This is a genomic window from Agrobacterium sp. FDAARGOS_525 (genome assembly GCF_003938925.1).
Lineage (GTDB): Bacteria > Pseudomonadota > Alphaproteobacteria > Rhizobiales > Rhizobiaceae > Agrobacterium > Agrobacterium pusense.
Genome location: NZ_RKIU01000003.1, coordinates 1060436 through 1077082, shown reverse-complemented (window position 1 = coordinate 1077082; position 16647 = coordinate 1060436). Strand labels below are relative to the sequence as shown.

Here is a 16647-nt window from a genome sequence, read left to right as displayed (position 1 = left end):
GATCTCCTACCTTGGCCATTCCACCCAGTCGCGCATCAGGCGATGCGCGATGGCTCCCATAGGCGGCGCAGAAAGACCTTCGCCCGCCGGGGCCTCCAGCATCTTTGCCACCTCTTCCCGCGTGAACCAGCGGCAATCCTCAAGCTCGACCTCATCGCGTGCGATCTCAAAAGACAACGCCTCGGCATAACAGCCGATCATCAGCGTATGCGGCATCGGCCAAGGCTGGGAGGCGTGATAACGGACGCGGCCGATTTCGACACCGGATTCCTCGTGCGTTTCACGGCGAACAGCCTGTTCGATGGTCTCACCCGGTTCCACAAAACCGGCGAGGCACGAATACATGCCCGGCGCAAAATGCGCTCCGCGGCCAAGCAGGCACAGATCGCGCTCGATATCGATCGTCATCATGATGACGACAGGATCGGTGCGTGGAAAAATAGTGTGGCTGCAGGCGGCGCAGATGCGCTTGTAGCCGCCGATTCGCAGCTCCATGGCCCCACCGCATTTCCCGCAAAAGCGGTTGTCGGCGTTCCAATGTGTGAGGCTGACGGCTTGGGCGACCTCGCTCAGCAATTCCTCTTCCAGCAGGTGATCGCGATACAGCGTGCGGGCGTCGGCGAGCTTGTAGTGGCTCGCCAGTTGGTCTTCGGCCACGGCAACCGGAACGGCGATTCGCGGTTCGCCGGTCTCCCGATATCCAAGCAGGACGGCATTGTCGAAATCCGGCTGCAACTCGGCCAGCTCATAGGCGGAAAACAGGGGGTCGATGACCTGTTCGTCATGCTTCAGGACAAGCCGGCTGCCCGAAAAGGCAAAAATATGGGTGCCGTCTATTTTCAGGGCATCGGCAACGCATTCCTCCGTCCGCTTTTCCGCGAAACGGTCGAGGGCGTTTTTGGAAAATGCCGTCAGCAGACTTGCTTCGGGATGGGGGGCAGTGGTTTCAAAAATTTTCATGGAAATCATCAGAGTGCGCCGGAGATTTTTTTCATCAAAGTTTCCTTTTCGCCCGCGGCATAAGGCACGGGCGTCCCGTGACCCCAGATGGGGCCGGGCCAGCAGGTGTCGCCTTCATTGCGGGCGATAATATGGACATGCAGTTGCCGGACGATGTTGCCCAGAGCGCCCACATTGATCTTGGTGGCCGCGGTAATTTCTTTCAAGGCGGACGCGACAAGATTGGTCTCGAATGTCAGCACGGCCTGATCAAGCGGAGTAAGATCGAACAGCTCGCTGACGCCGTCTCGCTGCGGCACCAGCACCAGCCATGGCCAGCGGCTGTCATTTTGCAAACGCAGTTCACATAGCCCCAAACGCGTCACGAGCACGCTATCGCGCGCCAGTCTTTCGTCCAGCCGGAATGTCTCCAAGGTGTCCTCCATGTTTGTTTTCATTGTGATAGCAGTTTTTTGAAGGCTTGGCTTGCATTTGCTGTCGATATTGCCGATATGTGGCCCCGGGAGGTTGGTGGTGGACGAGCCACTCGCCAACCGGGTCAGGTCCGGAAGGAAGCAGCCCTAACGAGCCCGGCACGGGTCGCCGTGCCAGCCTCCCACCTTTTTTAAAAGACGTGCTCAGCTTTCGCCGGGCCAGTTCAGCGCCCCAAGACAACTGGCAAAACAAACTGGCGAGGCAATGAGCGACACCGTACCCACCACATCAAGCGAATCCCAGGTCGGGACCGGCTACCGGGTGCTGGCGCGCAAATATCGCCCCAAGGATTTTTCCGATCTGATGGTCGGCCAGGAGCCGATGGTCCGCACGCTGACAAACGCGTTCGAGACCGGGCGTATCGCGCAGGCCTATATGCTGACCGGCGTTCGCGGCGTGGGCAAAACGACCACGGCCCGCATTCTCGCCCGAGCGCTGAATTACAAAACCGACACCATCGACAAGCCGACCATCGATCTGCGCATTCCCGGTGAACATTGTCAGGCGATCATGGAAGGTCGCCATGTCGACGTGATCGAGATGGACGCCGCCTCCCATACCGGCATCGACGATATTCGCGAAATCATCGAGCAGGTGCGTTATCGCCCTGTCTCGGCGCGTTATAAGGTCTATATCATCGACGAAGTGCACATGCTGTCGACGCAGGCTTTCAACGGCCTGCTCAAGACGCTGGAAGAGCCGCCGGAGCATGTGAAGTTCATCTTCGCCACAACGGAAATCCGCAAGGTTCCCATCACGGTTCTGTCACGATGCCAGCGTTTCGACCTGCGCCGCATCAGCGCCGCCGATCTCGTCGGCCTTTTTACCGCCATCGCCGGCAAGGAAGGTTTCGAAGCCGAACCGCAGGCGCTTTCGATGATCGCCCGCGCGGCGGAAGGGTCTGCCCGTGACGGCCTGTCGCTGCTCGATCAGGCAATCGCCCATGGTGGTGGCCGGGTGGAAGCTGAAGCGGTACGCGGCATGCTCGGTCTTGCCGACCGGGCCCGCATCGTCGATCTCTTCCAGCATGTCGTCAAAGGCGATGTCGCGGCCGTTCTGTCGGAATTCAACGGTCAATATGAGGCGGGCGCGAACCCGGTTGTGGTCCTTAACGATCTCGCCGATTTCACCCATCTCGTGACCCGCATGAAATATGTGCCGGATGCAGCGGAAGATCCCTCGCTTTCTGAAATAGAACGCGTGCGCGGTGCAGAATTTGCCGACACGATTGCGGTCACCGCGCTTTCGCGCATCTGGCAGATGTTGCTGAAGGGCATACCGGAAACGGAAAACGCCTCGCGCCCGGCCGGCGCTGCCGAAATGGTTCTCATCCGGCTGGCGCACGCTGCCAATCTTCCCGCACCCGAAGATGCTGCCCGGCGCTTGCTGGAGCTTTCGAACGGTGACGGGGGTTACGCCAATGGCGGACCTTCCGGCGGTGGCAATGGCGGCGGTGCGCGCGCCTATTCGTCAGCACAGACCGTGGCCGCGGGACGACCTGTCGATCTTCCCACCCAGCGCCAGGCAGCGCCACAGACCTCCGCCATACTGCGCGCCATTCCAGATAGCCGCCCGCAGGAGATGCAGGTCGCAGCACCGAAAACGGAGGAGCGGCCGGAGCCGAAAGTTCCCGTCAATTCCGTGCAGGATATTGCCGATCTGTGTCAGAAGAACCGCGATCCCGTCATGCGGGCGAAAGTGCGCAACTTCGTACGGCTGGTACGGCTGGAGCCCGGCCGGCTCGATATGCGCCTCGGGGAAGGTGCCCCCGGCTCCCTGCCCGGCGAACTTGGCGTCAAGCTCAAGGAATGGACCGGCATCCACTGGATCATCAGCCTCAGCAAGGAGCAGGGGGAACCGACCCTTGTCGAGGCTGAGGGCAACGCACGGGACGCGCGTCTCGTTGATGCACGCCAGGACCCTGATGTGGCTGCCATCCTGGCGCAGTTTCCCGGCGCAAAAATTACCGACGTGCGCATCCGCGCCGCCGCACAGGATGAGGCTGAAGAGATCGCGCCGCCATCGGTTGCCGAATCGAGCGAAGGCGACATCCTTCCTGGCGACGACATCGAGTTTTAAACAAAAAGAACAGGAGATTGGCACATGCGTGACATCATGGGCATGATGGGCAAGGTCAAGGAAATGCAGGCCAAGATGGAGAAGGTGCAGGAAGAAATCGCTGCGCTCGAAATCGAGGGGCGTGCTGGCGGCGGTCTGGTGACCGTCATTCTGAACGGCAAGGGCGAAATGCGCGGCCTGAAAATCGATCCCTCGCTGTTGAAGGAAGACGAGGTGGAAATCCTTGAGGACCTGATCGTCGCAGCGCATAAGGACGCCAAGCAGAAAGGCGAAGCGCAGGCGCAGGAAAAGATGGCTGGGCTGACCGCCGGCCTGCCGCTGCCGCCCGGCATGAAACTGCCGTTCTGATATAACCCATTTGACGAGAGGGCGAAGCGCATGGAGCGGGCGCCCTCCTTGTCCCATGGCCGGCTTCAAGCTTCCAGCATCGCGCGAAACCGGCTCGCCAGCGGCGTTTCCAGAAAGGCCCGGCGTTCGGCTGCGTTGAGCTGCATGGGGCGAAAGCGCTGCAGAATGGTCGGTATTGGCAGCTTCAATCCTCGATAGGGTTTGAACACGATATCCTCCCCGGCAGCCAACATGCCGCCTTTCAGCACCCGGCAGTAGAACCCCGGTTGGCCCGCCCGACGGAAACGCAGTGCGAAATCGGGATCGCCGATGCGAACCGACAGTGTGGCGCAGGGAATGCGGGCGGCGGTCACTTCCAGCTCAACGTCATTTGCCGAGAACCTGTCGCCAACGTGGAGTTTTGCGCTGTCGACACCATCAAGAACGAGGTTCTCACCAAAAAACCCGGGTTCGACCGCAAAGCCCAGAGAGCGGGACCAGAAGTCGAGATCGGCGGAGCCCATGACGTAAATCGCCTGATCCGGCCCGCCGTGATGTTTGCGATTGCAGACGGCGTCACTGACGATGCCTTCCGCATCGACCATGACGGGACCCTGCACGGCGTGTTTGAAGATGCCCGTCTTCGAGGTCTTTCCCGGCAGCCTTTTCGCCTCGCCCCGGCACACCGCCCTGATTTTCATGGACAACCCTTTGCGCTTCATGATTCCCGTTTCCCGATTTATGCAGTAGAAAGCGCTCATGGCAAAACGAGTCACCGGCCCCGAAATCGAAAAACTGATCCAGCTCCTGGCAAAAGTGCCGGGGCTTGGGCCCCGCTCGGCGCGGCGGGCAGCACTGCATCTCATCAAGAAGAAGGAACAGCTTCTCGGGCCGCTGGGCCATGCCATGGGCGAGGCCTATGACAAGGTGAAGATCTGCTCCTGCTGCGGCAACGTCGATACGATAGACCCCTGCACCGTCTGCGCCGACGACCGGCGCGACCAGTCGGTCATCATCGTGGTGGAAGATGTGTCTGATCTCTGGGCGCTGGAGCGGACGGGTGCGATGAACACCGCCTATCACGTGCTGGGGGGCACGCTGTCGCCGCTCGACGGGGTCGGGCCCGAGGACCTGAACATCAAGGGCCTGATCGACCGTGTGAGCGCCGGCGGCATTCGCGAGCTCATCATCGCCGTCAATGCGACGGTGGAAGGGCAGGCAACCGCCCATTACATCACCGACCGCCTCTCCGGTCTCGACATCAAGATCACCCGGCTTGCGCATGGCGTGCCGGTGGGCGGTGAACTCGATTATCTCGACGAGGGCACTTTGACGGCCGCGCTTCGGGCGCGAACGACAATCTGAAGTCCCCCCTCCCTCCCCGTCATTCAAAGAGGAGACCGAATGCGAAACCGTTTTGCCCCGAAGGCACTGGCTGCCCTTCTTTCCTTTTTTTCAGCAACGACGGCGTTGGCGCAATCGGCACCGACAGGAGCAGCGGCAGCCCGATATGATGCCGAATTTAATGCCTGGCTGAAAAAGGAAATCTGGCCGGAAGCCCGCAAGGCCGGCATTTCACAAAGGACGCTTGAGGCCACGCTCAGCGGTCTCTCCATCAGCTGGAACCTGCCCGATCTCGTCATTCCCGGCCAGAAGCCGCCAAAGGAGCAGAGCCAGAGCCAGGCGGAATTTTCCTCGCCCGGCGCCTATTTCTTGGAAAAGCGGCTGCAGGGTCTTGCCGCCACCGGGCGTTCGCTTGCTTCCACCCACGCGGCGACGCTGCGCCGGATAGAGGCGAAATACGGTGTGCCGGGTGATATCGTCGTTGCGATCTGGGGCCGCGAATCCGGTTTCGGCCGAGCCAAGCTGCCGCATTCCGTCGTCGATGTGCTGGCCACAAAAGCCTATATGTCTACCCGCAAGGAGATGTTTCGCGCCGAGTTGATCGATGCGCTGAAGATCGTCGAGAGTGGCGATATCGCGGCCTCTCGCATGATGGGCTCCTGGGCCGGTGCGCTCGGCCAGCCGCAGTTCATGCCGTCGAGCTATCTGAAGTATGCCGTGGACTTTGATGGCGACGGCCACCGTGACATCTGGAACTCCGTGCCGGACGCGTTGGCATCCATAGCTAACTATCTTTCTCAGCGCGGCTGGCAACGCAATCGCGACTGGGGTTTCGAAGTCTCGATCCCCGCCAATGTTTCCTGCGCGCAGGAAGGGCCTGATCTCGCACGACCTGTGGCGGACTGGGCGAAAATGGGCATCACACGCATTTCCGGAAAAGCCTTCCCGGCCAATGACCTCTCTGCCGATGGCATGATGCTGGTCCCGGCTGGGCGACACGGGCCGGAATTTGTGGTGACGCCGAATTTTTACGTCATCAAGGAATATAATAATTCCGATCTCTATGCGCTTTTCATCGGCAATCTCGCCGACCGCATCGCCCACGGCGCGGGGCCGTTCCAGGGGGAATGGGGCAATGTCGGATCGATGCTGCGCTCGGATGTTCTGGCAATGCAGAAGGCGTTGGTCGCCAAGGGCTACGATGTCGGCAAGGCAGATGGCCTCGCCGGTTTCAAGACGCGCCGCTCACTCGGGGACTGGCAATCGAAAAATGGGCTTTCACCGACGTGTTTTCCAGATGCAAGCTTGAAGGCAAGGCTAAAATAGCACGTTACCGGCGACGTCGGAAAACCTCTATGTCATCATGCTCGGGCTTGTTCCGAGCATCTGCAACCAGTTGATTTAACATACGTCTTTGGACCCTCGGGACAAGCCCGAGAATGACGTCGAGAGCTATGGCAGGGAGGTATCAATGCCTTCACCTGCACGTTTCGGCCCCACCTCTCAATGCTGATCGGTATGAGGCTTGTGAAAGATATCGTCGGTTGGCGGGATGGTCTGACGTTCGATCATCCGGTGCACCCGTGGCCGCGTCTTGCCGCGGTGAAGCTCCAGCAGCCGGTCCCAGACCTCTGCATCTGCCTGGGTGCGGCGGTGATTATGGCGGACATATTCCACCCAGGTCGGCACGTGGTAGCTTTCCGTCCAGATGTCGGGGTTTTCGAGATCCCGCATCAGGTTCCAGTTGCGCGCGCCGTCACGAATGCGAATGCGGCGGCGCTCGGCCATCAGCGGCAGGAATTCGCCGAGATCCTCGTCATGGATTTCATAATCGATGAGAATGGCGATGGGCCCGCTGCGCGGCTTGATGTCCAGTCTCAGCGGCGGCTCCACGAAACGGTTGAGCGGATCAAGATTGAGCGAGGCGAAGGCTGGCATCGCGAGCTTGAGGCCGACGACGACACCGAGCAGCATCAGTGCGCAGGAACAGAGCAGCGAATAGGAAATGCCGTAATCTTCCGCCAGCTCACCCCACAGCCAGCTGCCGACCGCAATGCCGCCGAAGGTGAGCGTCTGGTAAAGCGAGAGCGCCCTGCCAACCACCCATCGCGGGGTGGAGAGCTGGACAATGGTATTGAAGAGCGACAGTGCCAGCACCCAGCAGGCGCCGGCAACGGTCAGCACCAGTGACGTGATGATCGCGCTCGTGCTCACCGCCGTTACGCCGGCGCTGAAGGCGAAGCCTAGAAATGCGACGCGCACGATCCATTCGCTGGACAGCACCTCGCGCAATCTCGCGCTGATCAGCGCACCGCCAATCGCGCCGACGCCGAAGGCACCCAGCATGACGCCATAGGTCAGCGGGCCGCCCTCCACCAGGTCGCGGGCGACGATGGGCATCAAGGCGAGGATGGCGCTGGCTGAAAGGCCGAAAAGGAAGCCGCGCACCAGCACCTTGCCGATATTGGGCGACATCGCCACATAACGCATGCCGGCCGAAATGGCGGCCAGAAGCTGCTCCCGCGGCAAGGTCGAGGCATATTTGGGCGGCTGCCAGCGAAACAGGGCGTAGATCAGCGTGAAATAGCTCAGCGCATTCACGAAAAATGCGGCGGCCGCACCGGCGGCGGCGACGATGATACCGCCGATGGCCGGGCCGACACTGCGGGTAATATTGAAGCCGACACTGTTCAGCGTGACGGCGGCGGGCAAATCCTCGCGCGGCACCATTTCGCCGACGGAGGCCTGCCAGGACGGATTGTTGAGCGCGGTGCCGCAGCCGATCATGAAGGTGAAGAAGAGCAGAAGCCACGGCGTGAGCCAGCCGGACCAGGCAAAGACCGTCAGCAGCACGGAGGCCGTCAGCATCAGAAGCTGCGCCGAAATCATGATGCGGCGGCGGTCGAAACTATCGGCCAGCGCGCCTGAAATCAGCGAGAACAGCATGATCGGCAATGAGGTGGAGGCCTGCACCAGCGCGATCATGTTTTCCGAACTTGAAAGCGAGGTCATCATCCATGCGGCGCCCACCGCCTGGATCAGTCCGCCGAAATTCGAGGCAAGGCTCGCGATCCAGATTCGTCTGTAAGTCAAATGCCTTAAAGGCGCGAGTGGCGATTTACGGTCAGGCACGCTCTGTCCACTTGATGCAACTGCGATTTATCAAACGGCAACTATAGACAGTGCCGAAAATCATGCCAGCCTTTCCCGCACGGGAAGGGTGAAAATATGGCCGAGGGCGCAGCGGAAGCGAGTCTACCCGCGAAAACCTTGCAATCCTGCACCGATGGGTCTATATGACCACTGAAATTCTTGATCGCTTGATGAAGAGTGGGGCCGCAAGGCTCCGCTCTTTTTCGTTAGGCGAACCGGAAACAGAGGGCTGAAAGCCCGGCGACAATCCAAAACCGGAAGGCCAGATGGCAGACACCGCACACGAACCGCGACTTATAACCGAAACCGGCATCGACCAGCGTATTGCCGAGATCATCGAACCCGTTCTGACGGGTATGGGCTATGTTCTGGTGCGCGTGCGGCTTTCCAATCAGAACGGCATGACGCTGCAGGTGATGGCGGAACGGGAAGACGGCACGATGACCGTTGAGGACTGTGAAGCCATTTCCATGGCCATTTCACCGGTTCTTGATGTGGAAGATCCGGTCGATAAAGCGTATCATCTTGAAGTTTCCTCGCCCGGCATCGACCGGCCGATGGTTCGCAAATCGGATTTCACCCGTTGGCAGGGCCATCTGGTGAAGGTCGAAACCTCCATTCTGGTCGAGAACCGCAAGCGGTTTCGCGGCAAGATCGTTGAGGTTGATGCTGACGGTTTCAAGCTGGAACGCGACCAGATCGCTTATGGCGAAGAGCCGACAGTCGTTATTCCGTTCACTGCGCTTTCCGATGCGAAGCTCATTCTGACGGACGACCTTATTCGTGATGCGCTGCGGGCAGACAAGGCGGCCAAGGCCGCTGCCGCAAACCAGAACGACGAAAACGAAGCAGACGAAGACTAATTCCAACGTAAAGCCCGGAAAACGGGCGATCCCCGCAATTATGCGACTTACGGAGATAAAAAAATGGCAGTGAGTGCTAACCGGCTTGAGCTTCTGCAGATCGCCGATGCTGTGGCGCGCGAAAAGGTCATCGACCGCGAAATCGTGCTTGCCGCAATGGCCGACGCTATCCAGAAAGCCGCCCGCTCGCGCTATGGTTCGGAAACCAATATCCGCGCTGATATCAACTCCAAGACCGGCGAAATCCGCCTGCAGCGTCTTCTGGAAGTTGTCGAAGCGGCTGAGGACTATTCGACCCAGATCCCGCTGGAGCTTGCCCGCGACCGCAACCCGGACGCCAAGCTCGGCGACTTCATTGCAGATCCGCTGCCGCCAATGGATTTCGGCCGTATCGCCGCCCAGTCCGCCAAGCAGGTCATCGTGCAGAAGGTGCGCGAGGCCGAGCGTGACCGCCAGTATGACGAGTTCAAGGACCGTATCGGCGAAATCGTCAACGGCACCGTCAAGCGCGTCGAATACGGCAACGTCATCGTCGATCTCGGCCGTGGCGAAGGCATTATCCGTCGTGACGAGATGATCCCGCGCGAAAACATGCGCTACGGCGATCGCGTACGCGCCTACGTCTACGACGTTCGCCGCGAACAGCGTGGCCCGCAGATTTTCCTGTCGCGTACCCATCCGCAGTTCATGGTGAAGCTCTTCACCATGGAAGTGCCTGAGATCTACGACGGCATCATCCAGATCAAGTCGGTTGCCCGTGATCCTGGCTCACGCGCCAAGATTGCCGTCATCTCGAACGATAGCTCGATCGACCCGGTCGGCGCCTGCGTCGGTATGCGCGGTTCGCGCGTTCAGGCCGTCGTCGGCGAACTCCAGGGTGAGAAGATCGACATCATTCCATGGAGCCAGGAGCCGGCGTCGTTCATCGTCAATGCCCTGCAGCCGGCGGAAGTCGCCAAGGTCGTTCTGGATGAAGAATCCGAGCGTATCGAAGTGGTCGTTCCCGACGAGCAGCTGTCGCTCGCCATCGGCCGCCGCGGTCAGAACGTGCGTCTGGCATCGCAGCTGACCGGCTGGGACATCGACATCATGACCGAGCAGGAAGAATCCGAGCGTCGCCAGAAGGAATTCAACGAGCGTACGGCCCTGTTCATGGAAGCGCTCGACGTCGACGAAATGGTCGGCCAGGTTCTGGCTTCGGAGGGCTTCGCGCAGGTTGAAGAACTGGCTTATGTCGATCTCGACGAAATCTCCTCGATCGATGGCTTCGACGAAGACACCGCCGATGAAATCCAGACCCGCGCCCGCGAATATCTGGAACGCCTGGAAGCCGAAATGGACGCCAAGCGCAAGGAACTCGGCGTTTCCGACGAATTGCGCCAGATCGACGGCCTGACCTCGCAGATGATGGTTGCGCTCGGCGAAGACGGCATCAAGACCATCGAAGACTTTGCCGGCTGTGCAGCGGACGATCTCGTTGGCTGGAGCGAGCGCAAGGACGGCGAGACGAAGAAGTTCGAAGGCATCTTCTCCAAGCTCGATGTTTCGCGCGTCGAGGCCGAGAACATGGTGGTGCAGGCTCGCCTTCTGGCAGGCTGGATCACCGCCGAAGAGCTCGCTTCCGAACAGGAAGCCGATGCGGAAGCTGCCGAGGAGGCGGATACCGCCGAGCAGGAATGACATCGCAGGCGCATGAGCCGGACGAGCTGCCCGAGACTGACGATGACGGGCGGATCAAAGGCGACGTCAATGGACGTATGTGCATTGTGACACGGCAGAGCGGATCGCCAGATGAGCTGATCCGCTTCGTCGCAGGCCCGGACGGCAACGTCGTTCCGGACCTGAAACGCCAATTGCCGGGACGCGGCTGCTGGGTGACACCCGAGCGCGCCCTGATCGAGAAAGCCATCGCGAAGAAGCTCTTCGCGCGGGCTCTGAAACGTGACGTCAAGGCCGGGCCTGAGCTTCTCGCTCTTCTCGACCGTCTGATGGCGCAGCATGTGGCTGGCATGATGAACATGGCGCGCAAGGCGGGCCAGTTCATCAGCGGCGCGACGAAGGTCGATGCTGCCGTCCGGTCCGGGAACGCAATCGCCGTGTTTCACGCGACCGACGCTGCGGCCGATGGCGTCAGAAAACTGGACCAGGCCCGCAAGGCCTGGGCGCTCGGCAGCGATGCCGGCAATGAAATTCCGTCCTTCCGGCTCTTTAGCGAAGCCGAAATGGACGAGTTGATGGGCCAGAATGCTTTTATCCATGCCTGCGCGCTTGCAGGGCAGGCGGGTGAGGGTGTAGTGAAGCGCGCAACGATGCTTGAGCAGTACCGCAATGGCGGTCGGGCTCATGCGGAACGCGACGCTGCCCGGACAGAACAATGACGCGGTTGCCCGATATGAACGGTCGCCGCGTTCCGATGCAGCAATTGAACGACGAGACCTGATGAACGTCATCCGGTTCTCGTCCGAAGGAACGGGAACGGAATGACCGACAACAACGACGACAAGACACTCAACGCGCCTGCCAAGAAGACTCTTACCCTGAAGCCGGGCGGGATGAATCAGGGCACCGTGCGGCAGGATATGGGTCGAGGTCGCACCAACGCGGTTGTCGTGGAAACACGCAAGCGCCGCCCCATGCGTCCCGAAGACGAGAAGCAGGTACATTCGGCTGCGGCCCCCGCTCCGAAGCCAGCGGCTCCCGCCGCAGCAGCACCGCGTCCACAGGCTCCGCAGCCACGCATCCACCAGCCCAGCAACCAGCAGCAGCGTCCGGGTTCTTCCCCTTCGCAGCAGCAGCGTCCCGGCTCGTCTGCGCCCCAGCAGCGCCAGCCGGAACGTCCGCGCGGCAATGTTCTGCATGACCTTTCCGCCGGTGAAATGGAAGCCCGTCGCCGCGCACTGATGGAAGCGCAGGCCCGTGACGTCATTGAAGCCAAGCAGCGCGCCGAAGAAGAGGCTCGCCGCAAGGTGGAAGAAGAACGCCGCATTGCCGCGGAAAAGGAAGAGGCCGCCCGCCGCGCCGCCGAGGAGGCTGAAGCAGCAAAGCTCGCGGCAAGCCAGCCGGCCGCGGAAGCGAAATCCGAACCGGCCGCTGAGAAGCCGGTTTCTGCCGCTCAGCCGGCGCCCCGCGCCGAGGCTCGTCCTCAGCCCGCCGCTGCCCCTGCCCGCCCGGCCACCGAAACCGCCGCTCCGCGCGGTCGCCGCACTGACGGCGACGAGGAGGACGATCGCGGTGCACGCCGTGGTAACCTGCCAGTCCGTGGCAAGGTTGCAGCGCCGGCGCCGGCCAAGCCGGCTGCACGCCTGAAGACAGAAGAAGAACGCCGCCGTGGCAAGCTGACCGTTACCTCGTCCAACCTGGATGAAGACGGTACGCCACGTGGCCGCTCCATGGCATCCATGCGCCGCCGGCAGGAAAAGTTCCGCCGCAGCCAGATGCAGGAGACCCGCGAAAAGGTAATGCGCGAAGTGATCCTGCCGGAAACCATCACCATTCAGGAACTGTCGCAGCGCATGTCGGAACGTGCCGTCGACGTCATCAAGTTCCTGATGAAGGAAGGCCAGATGATGAAGCCGGGCGACGTGATCGACGCCGATCTGGCGGAACTGATTGCGGTCGAATTCGGCCACACCGTCAAGCGCGTTTCCGAATCCGACGTGGAAGAAGGCATCTTCAACCAGGCGGACGACGAAGGCGAAATGCTGCCGCGTCCGCCCGTCGTGACGATCATGGGTCACGTCGACCACGGCAAGACCTCGCTTCTCGACGCCATCCGTCAGGCGAACGTTGTTGCCGGCGAAGCCGGTGGCATCACCCAGCATATCGGCGCCTACCAGGTCGAGAAGAACGGTCAGAAGATCACCTTCATCGACACCCCCGGCCACGCCGCCTTCACCGCCATGCGTGCCCGTGGTGCGCAGGCGACGGATATCGCCGTTCTGGTGGTTGCCGCAGACGACAGCGTGATGCCGCAGACGATCGAGTCCATCAACCACGCCAAGGCGGCGGGTGTTCCGATCGTCGTTGCGATCAACAAGATCGACAAGCACGAGGCCAACCCTGAAAAGGTTCGCCAGCAGCTTTTGCAGCACGAAGTCTTCGTGGAATCGATGGGCGGTGAAGTTCTTGACGTCGAAGTTTCGGCCAAGAACAAGCTCAACCTCGACAAGCTGCTTGAAGCGATCCTGCTGCAGGCCGAAATCCTTGACCTCAAGGCGGACCCGAACCGCACGGCGGAAGGTACGGTCATCGAAGCCGAGCTCGACCGCGGCCGCGGCGCCGTTGCCACGGTTCTGGTTCAGAAGGGCACGCTGAAGCCCGGCCAGATCATCGTTGCCGGTGATCAGTGGGGCCGTGTGCGCGCGCTCGTCAACGACAAGGGCGAACATGTCAAGGAAGCCGGTCCGGCCATGCCGGTCGAGATTCTCGGCCTTTCCGGCACGCCGTCGGCGGGTGACCGTTTCGCGGTTGTCGAAAATGAAAGCCGTGCTCGCGAGATTTCCGAGTACCGCCAGCGTCTGGCACGCGACAAGGCTGTCGCACGTCAGACCGGCCAGCGCGGTTCGCTGGAACAGATGATGAGCCAGTTGCAAACGTCGGGAATGAAGGAATTCCCGCTGGTCATCAAGGCAGACGTGCAGGGCTCGGTCGAAGCCATTATCGCTTCGCTCGACAAGCTCGGCACCGACGAAGTCCGCGCTCGTATCGTTCATTCGGGTGCTGGTGCCATCACGGAATCGGATATCTCGCTTGCCGAGGCCTCCAACGCCGCAATCATCGGCTTCAACGTTCGCGCCAATGCACAGGCACGCACGGCTTCCGAACGCGCCGGTATCGAGATCCGCTACTACAACATCATCTACGATCTGGTGGATGACGTGAAGGCGGCGATGTCGGGTCTGCTTTCGCCGGAACGTCGCGAGACCTTCCTCGGCAATGCCGAAATCCTCGAGGTGTTCAACATCACCAAGGTCGGCAAGGTCGCGGGTTGCCGTGTCGTCGAAGGCAAGGTGGAACGTGGTGCGGGTGTTCGTCTGGTACGCGACAACGTCGTTATCCACGAAGGCAAGCTCAAGACCCTCAAGCGCTTCAAGGACGAAGTCAACGAGGTGCCTGTTGGTCAGGAATGCGGTATGGCCTTCGAAAACTACGAAGACATCCGCGCCGGCGACACCATCGAGTGCTTCCGCGTCGAACACATCACGAGAACGCTCTAAAGCATTTCCAGGAAAAGTGGACCCCCGGTTTTCCGTCCGGAAATGCGATAGAACAAAGAGCGTTCTCGCCGCAAAACAGGAATTTACTGTCGGGCGCCGGCTTACCGGCGCTCGCTCCGTTTGAGGCATAACCCATGGCAAAAGCTACATCATCGGCCCCTTCCCAACGCATGCTGCGCGTCGGCGAACAGGTGCGCGCCGCCCTGACCCAGATTCTCCAGCGCGGGGAAGTCCGCGACGATCTGATCGAAAGCACCGTCATTTCCATTTCGGAAGTGCGCATGTCTCCCGATCTCAAGATCGCGACAGCTTACGTGACGCCGCTCGGCGTTGCCGACCACACCGATATCATCACGGCACTCAACCGCCATGCCAAGTTCATGCGCGGCCGCCTCGGCCCGCAGCTCCGGCAGATGAAATACATGCCGGAACTACGTTTCCGCGACGATACGAGTTTCGACAATTATCAGAAGATCGACGCGCTTCTTCGCTCGCCCGAAGTGCAGCGCGATCTTGGACCTTCAAACGAAAAAGACGACGAACAGAACTGAAGCATGTCCAAACCACGCAAACAGCAGAACCGCAAACCCAAGGGCCGTCCGATTTCCGGTTGGCTGATCCTCGACAAGCCGCTCGATTTCGGCTCTACCGAGGCCGTCTCCAAGATCAAGTGGCTGTTCAATGCCCAGAAGGCAGGCCATGCGGGCACGCTTGATCCGCTGGCCTCCGGCATGTTGCCGATCGCGCTTGGTGACGCCACCAAGACCGTGCCTTACGTCATGGACGGCCGGAAAATCTACGAATTCACAGTGACCTGGGGCGAGCAGCGCACGACAGACGATCTGGAAGGCGAAGTGGTCGAATCTTCCGATCAGCGCCCGGACGAGCAGGCGATCCGCGATCTTCTGCCCAATTATACCGGCGTGATCATGCAGACCCCGCCGCAATTCTCCGCTATCAAGATCGCCGGTGAACGCGCTTATGATCTGGCACGTGACGGCGAGACCGTGGAAATTCCCGCACGCGAGGTGGAAATCCATCGCTTGACGTTGCTGGCCTGCCCGGATGCCGATACGGCCCATTTCGAAGTGGAATGTGGCAAAGGCACCTATGTGCGGGCGCTTGCGCGTGACATGGGCCGCGATCTCGGCTGTTTCGGCCATATCTCGGAACTGCGCCGCACCATGGTCGCTCCATTCGGCGAAGACATGATGGTGCCGCTCGAAACGCTCACCGCGCTTGAAGCCGTTGAAGACCGCGACGAGCGGCTGGAAGCGCTGGACGCCTATCTGATCGACACGGCCGAAGCGCTTTCCGCCCTTCCCCGCCTTATTATCAATGACGACCAGGCGCACCGGCTGAAGATGGGCAACCCTATCCTGCTGCGCGGGCGCGATGCGCCGGCCAGCCATCCGGAAGCCTACGCTACGGCACATGGCAAGCTGGTCGCCATTGGCGAAATCGGCGAAGGCGAGTTTCGCCCGAAGAGGGTTTTCGGCTGAGTCGGACCGTCACGCGTTTGCTGACGCGTGGCGGAGCGCTGTCAATCGCCTCTTTCCATTGCACCCGGAATAGTTTATAGGCAGCGCCAGCTTGGGCTTTGCCTTCGCTTTTCATGGCCAGAGCTGGACGACATCCCGGCTCTAGGCGTCCCGTTTTCCTTAAAACTGAAAGGATCGTCCGATGTCGATTACTGCAGAGCGTAAAGCCGCGCTCATCAAGGAATATGCAACGAAGGAAGGCGACACCGGTTCGCCGGAAGTTCAGGTCGCAATTCTTACCGAGCGGATCAACAACCTGACCGGTCACTTCAAGGATCACAAGAAGGACAACCACTCGCGTCGTGGCCTTCTGACCCTGGTTTCGAGCCGTCGTTCGCTTCTCGACTATCTGAAGAAGAAGGACGAAGCCCGTTACACCAAGCTGATCGGTGCTCTCGGCATTCGCCGCTAATAAGGTTTCCGGCGGGCTTCTCAATGATGCCCGCCGGTTTTTAATTCCGGCCCTACAGGCCGCATGATTTTCCGGGCGTTTGCCGCAGATGTGGCCCCCGGGCGATAAGGGTGAACCGGATGGGCCGGTGCCGCCTTTTTCAACCGCAGACCTGTCATGGGGCAGGATTGCCGGATGCTTGCCCGTCCAAGCCTCCCGCTGTCTTGCCCGTGATTGAGTCACAGCGCTGCCACGGCCGGTCACGATGACCGAGCGGGCAGCCACAACCAAGGACAAGA

At 60.7% G+C, this 16647-nt stretch carries 15 protein-coding genes and 1 other RNA gene; 12 read left to right on the top strand and 4 right to left on the bottom strand.

Annotated features, from left to right (window positions below; genetic code table 11):
* Positions 1-6: 6 nt before the first annotated feature.
* Positions 7-969 carry an NAD(+) diphosphatase gene (gene nudC, locus EGT36_RS06370; RefSeq protein WP_081950445.1) on the bottom strand — a complete coding sequence of 321 codons (963 nt, stop codon included), beginning with the start codon at positions 967-969 and terminating at the stop codon, positions 7-9.
* Entirely contained in the window at positions 969-1397 is a 429-nt protein-coding gene (locus EGT36_RS06365) for an HIT domain-containing protein (RefSeq protein WP_037089567.1), read from the bottom strand. Before EGT36_RS06365 ends, nudC begins: the two co-directional genes overlap by 1 nt.
* Before the next feature lie 65 nt (positions 1398-1462).
* Between EGT36_RS06365 and ffs the strand changes: the two genes are divergently transcribed.
* From ffs to EGT36_RS06350, 3 genes are all read left to right on the top strand, one after another.
* An RNA gene (gene ffs / locus EGT36_RS06360) (signal recognition particle sRNA small type) lies at positions 1463-1559 on the top strand.
* Positions 1560-1638: 79 nt separating this feature from the next.
* Complete coding sequence (locus EGT36_RS06355; protein WP_037089568.1) at positions 1639-3513, top strand: DNA polymerase III subunit gamma/tau; 1875 nt, start codon at positions 1639-1641, stop codon at positions 3511-3513.
* Between the two features lie 24 nt (positions 3514-3537).
* Complete coding sequence (locus tag EGT36_RS06350; RefSeq protein ID WP_004439084.1) at positions 3538-3861, top strand: YbaB/EbfC family nucleoid-associated protein; 324 nt, start codon at positions 3538-3540, stop codon at positions 3859-3861.
* Positions 3862-3926: 65 nt separating this feature from the next.
* Here the strand turns inward: EGT36_RS06350 and EGT36_RS06345 are convergent, their stop codons facing one another.
* Positions 3927-4562, bottom strand: a complete 636-nt coding sequence (locus EGT36_RS06345) for an MOSC domain-containing protein (protein WP_004439081.1) — start codon at positions 4560-4562, stop codon at positions 3927-3929.
* 37 nt (positions 4563-4599) lie between these two features.
* Here EGT36_RS06345 and recR point away from each other — a divergent pair, with 37 nt between their 5' ends.
* Together recR and EGT36_RS06335 are read left to right on the top strand one after the other, a co-directional pair.
* A complete protein-coding gene (gene recR / locus EGT36_RS06340) occupies positions 4600-5205 on the top strand; it encodes a recombination mediator RecR (RefSeq protein ID WP_003507177.1) in 606 nt (201 codons plus the stop codon).
* A 39-nt stretch (positions 5206-5244) separates the two neighbouring features.
* Positions 5245-6510 carry a lytic murein transglycosylase gene (locus EGT36_RS06335; RefSeq protein WP_037089569.1) on the top strand — a complete coding sequence of 422 codons (1266 nt, stop codon included), beginning with the start codon at positions 5245-5247 and terminating at the stop codon, positions 6508-6510.
* Between the two features lie 177 nt (positions 6511-6687).
* Here the strand turns inward: EGT36_RS06335 and EGT36_RS06330 are convergent, their stop codons facing one another.
* Positions 6688-8316, bottom strand: a complete 1629-nt coding sequence (locus EGT36_RS06330) for an MFS transporter (protein ID WP_125270133.1) — start codon at positions 8314-8316, stop codon at positions 6688-6690.
* 287 nt (positions 8317-8603) lie between these two features.
* Here EGT36_RS06330 and rimP point away from each other — a divergent pair, with 287 nt between their 5' ends.
* The 7 genes from rimP to rpsO all read left to right on the top strand — a co-directional run bounded on the left by rimP (position 8604) and on the right by rpsO (position 16369).
* A complete protein-coding gene (rimP, locus tag EGT36_RS06325) occupies positions 8604-9200 on the top strand; it encodes a ribosome maturation factor RimP (protein ID WP_004439068.1) in 597 nt (198 codons plus the stop codon).
* A gap of 63 nt (positions 9201-9263) precedes the next feature.
* Entirely contained in the window at positions 9264-10880 is a 1617-nt protein-coding gene (nusA, locus tag EGT36_RS06320; protein WP_003524306.1) for a transcription termination factor NusA, read from the top strand.
* The gene (locus EGT36_RS06315; RefSeq protein WP_035206477.1) at positions 10877-11578 is read left to right on the top strand and encodes an RNA-binding protein; all 702 of its coding nucleotides are present in this window, start codon (positions 10877-10879) and stop codon (positions 11576-11578) included. Before nusA ends, EGT36_RS06315 begins: the two co-directional genes overlap by 4 nt.
* A gap of 102 nt (positions 11579-11680) precedes the next feature.
* Entirely contained in the window at positions 11681-14416 is a 2736-nt protein-coding gene (gene infB / locus EGT36_RS06310; protein WP_004439058.1) for a translation initiation factor IF-2, read from the top strand.
* Positions 14417-14550: 134 nt separating this feature from the next.
* Positions 14551-14967, top strand: coding sequence for a 30S ribosome-binding factor RbfA (gene rbfA / locus EGT36_RS06305; protein ID WP_004439055.1), 417 nt, complete (start codon positions 14551-14553; stop codon positions 14965-14967).
* Positions 14968-14970: 3 nt separating this feature from the next.
* On the top strand, positions 14971-15918 hold the full coding sequence (truB, locus tag EGT36_RS06300; RefSeq protein ID WP_004439053.1) for a tRNA pseudouridine(55) synthase TruB: 948 nt from the start codon (positions 14971-14973) through the stop codon (positions 15916-15918).
* A 181-nt stretch (positions 15919-16099) separates the two neighbouring features.
* Positions 16100-16369: a 30S ribosomal protein S15 gene (gene rpsO / locus EGT36_RS06295; protein WP_004439050.1), complete on the top strand. Its 270-nt coding sequence runs from the start codon at positions 16100-16102 to the stop codon at positions 16367-16369.
* Positions 16370-16647 lie beyond the last annotated feature (278 nt).

What these genes read in the sequence shown, in the direction of transcription:
- nudC (WP_081950445.1), bottom strand. Translation starts at nt 969, where the DNA reads ATGATTTCCATGAAAATTTTTGAAACCACTGCCCCCCATCCCGAAGCA.
- EGT36_RS06365 (WP_037089567.1), bottom strand. Translation starts at nt 1,397, where the DNA reads ATGAAAACAAACATGGAGGACACCTTGGAGACATTCCGGCTGGACGAA.
- EGT36_RS06355 (WP_037089568.1), top strand. Translation starts at nt 1,639, where the DNA reads ATGAGCGACACCGTACCCACCACATCAAGCGAATCCCAGGTCGGGACC.
- EGT36_RS06350 (WP_004439084.1), top strand. Translation starts at nt 3,538, where the DNA reads ATGCGTGACATCATGGGCATGATGGGCAAGGTCAAGGAAATGCAGGCC.
- EGT36_RS06345 (WP_004439081.1), bottom strand. Translation starts at nt 4,562, where the DNA reads ATGAAGCGCAAAGGGTTGTCCATGAAAATCAGGGCGGTGTGCCGGGGC.
- recR (WP_003507177.1), top strand. Translation starts at nt 4,600, where the DNA reads ATGGCAAAACGAGTCACCGGCCCCGAAATCGAAAAACTGATCCAGCTC.
- EGT36_RS06335 (WP_037089569.1), top strand. Translation starts at nt 5,245, where the DNA reads ATGCGAAACCGTTTTGCCCCGAAGGCACTGGCTGCCCTTCTTTCCTTT.
- rimP (WP_004439068.1), top strand. Translation starts at nt 8,604, where the DNA reads ATGGCAGACACCGCACACGAACCGCGACTTATAACCGAAACCGGCATC.
- nusA (WP_003524306.1), top strand. Translation starts at nt 9,264, where the DNA reads ATGGCAGTGAGTGCTAACCGGCTTGAGCTTCTGCAGATCGCCGATGCT.
- EGT36_RS06315 (WP_035206477.1), top strand. Translation starts at nt 10,877, where the DNA reads ATGACATCGCAGGCGCATGAGCCGGACGAGCTGCCCGAGACTGACGAT.
- infB (WP_004439058.1), top strand. Translation starts at nt 11,681, where the DNA reads ATGACCGACAACAACGACGACAAGACACTCAACGCGCCTGCCAAGAAG.
- rbfA (WP_004439055.1), top strand. Translation starts at nt 14,551, where the DNA reads ATGGCAAAAGCTACATCATCGGCCCCTTCCCAACGCATGCTGCGCGTC.
- truB (WP_004439053.1), top strand. Translation starts at nt 14,971, where the DNA reads ATGTCCAAACCACGCAAACAGCAGAACCGCAAACCCAAGGGCCGTCCG.
- rpsO (WP_004439050.1), top strand. Translation starts at nt 16,100, where the DNA reads ATGTCGATTACTGCAGAGCGTAAAGCCGCGCTCATCAAGGAATATGCA.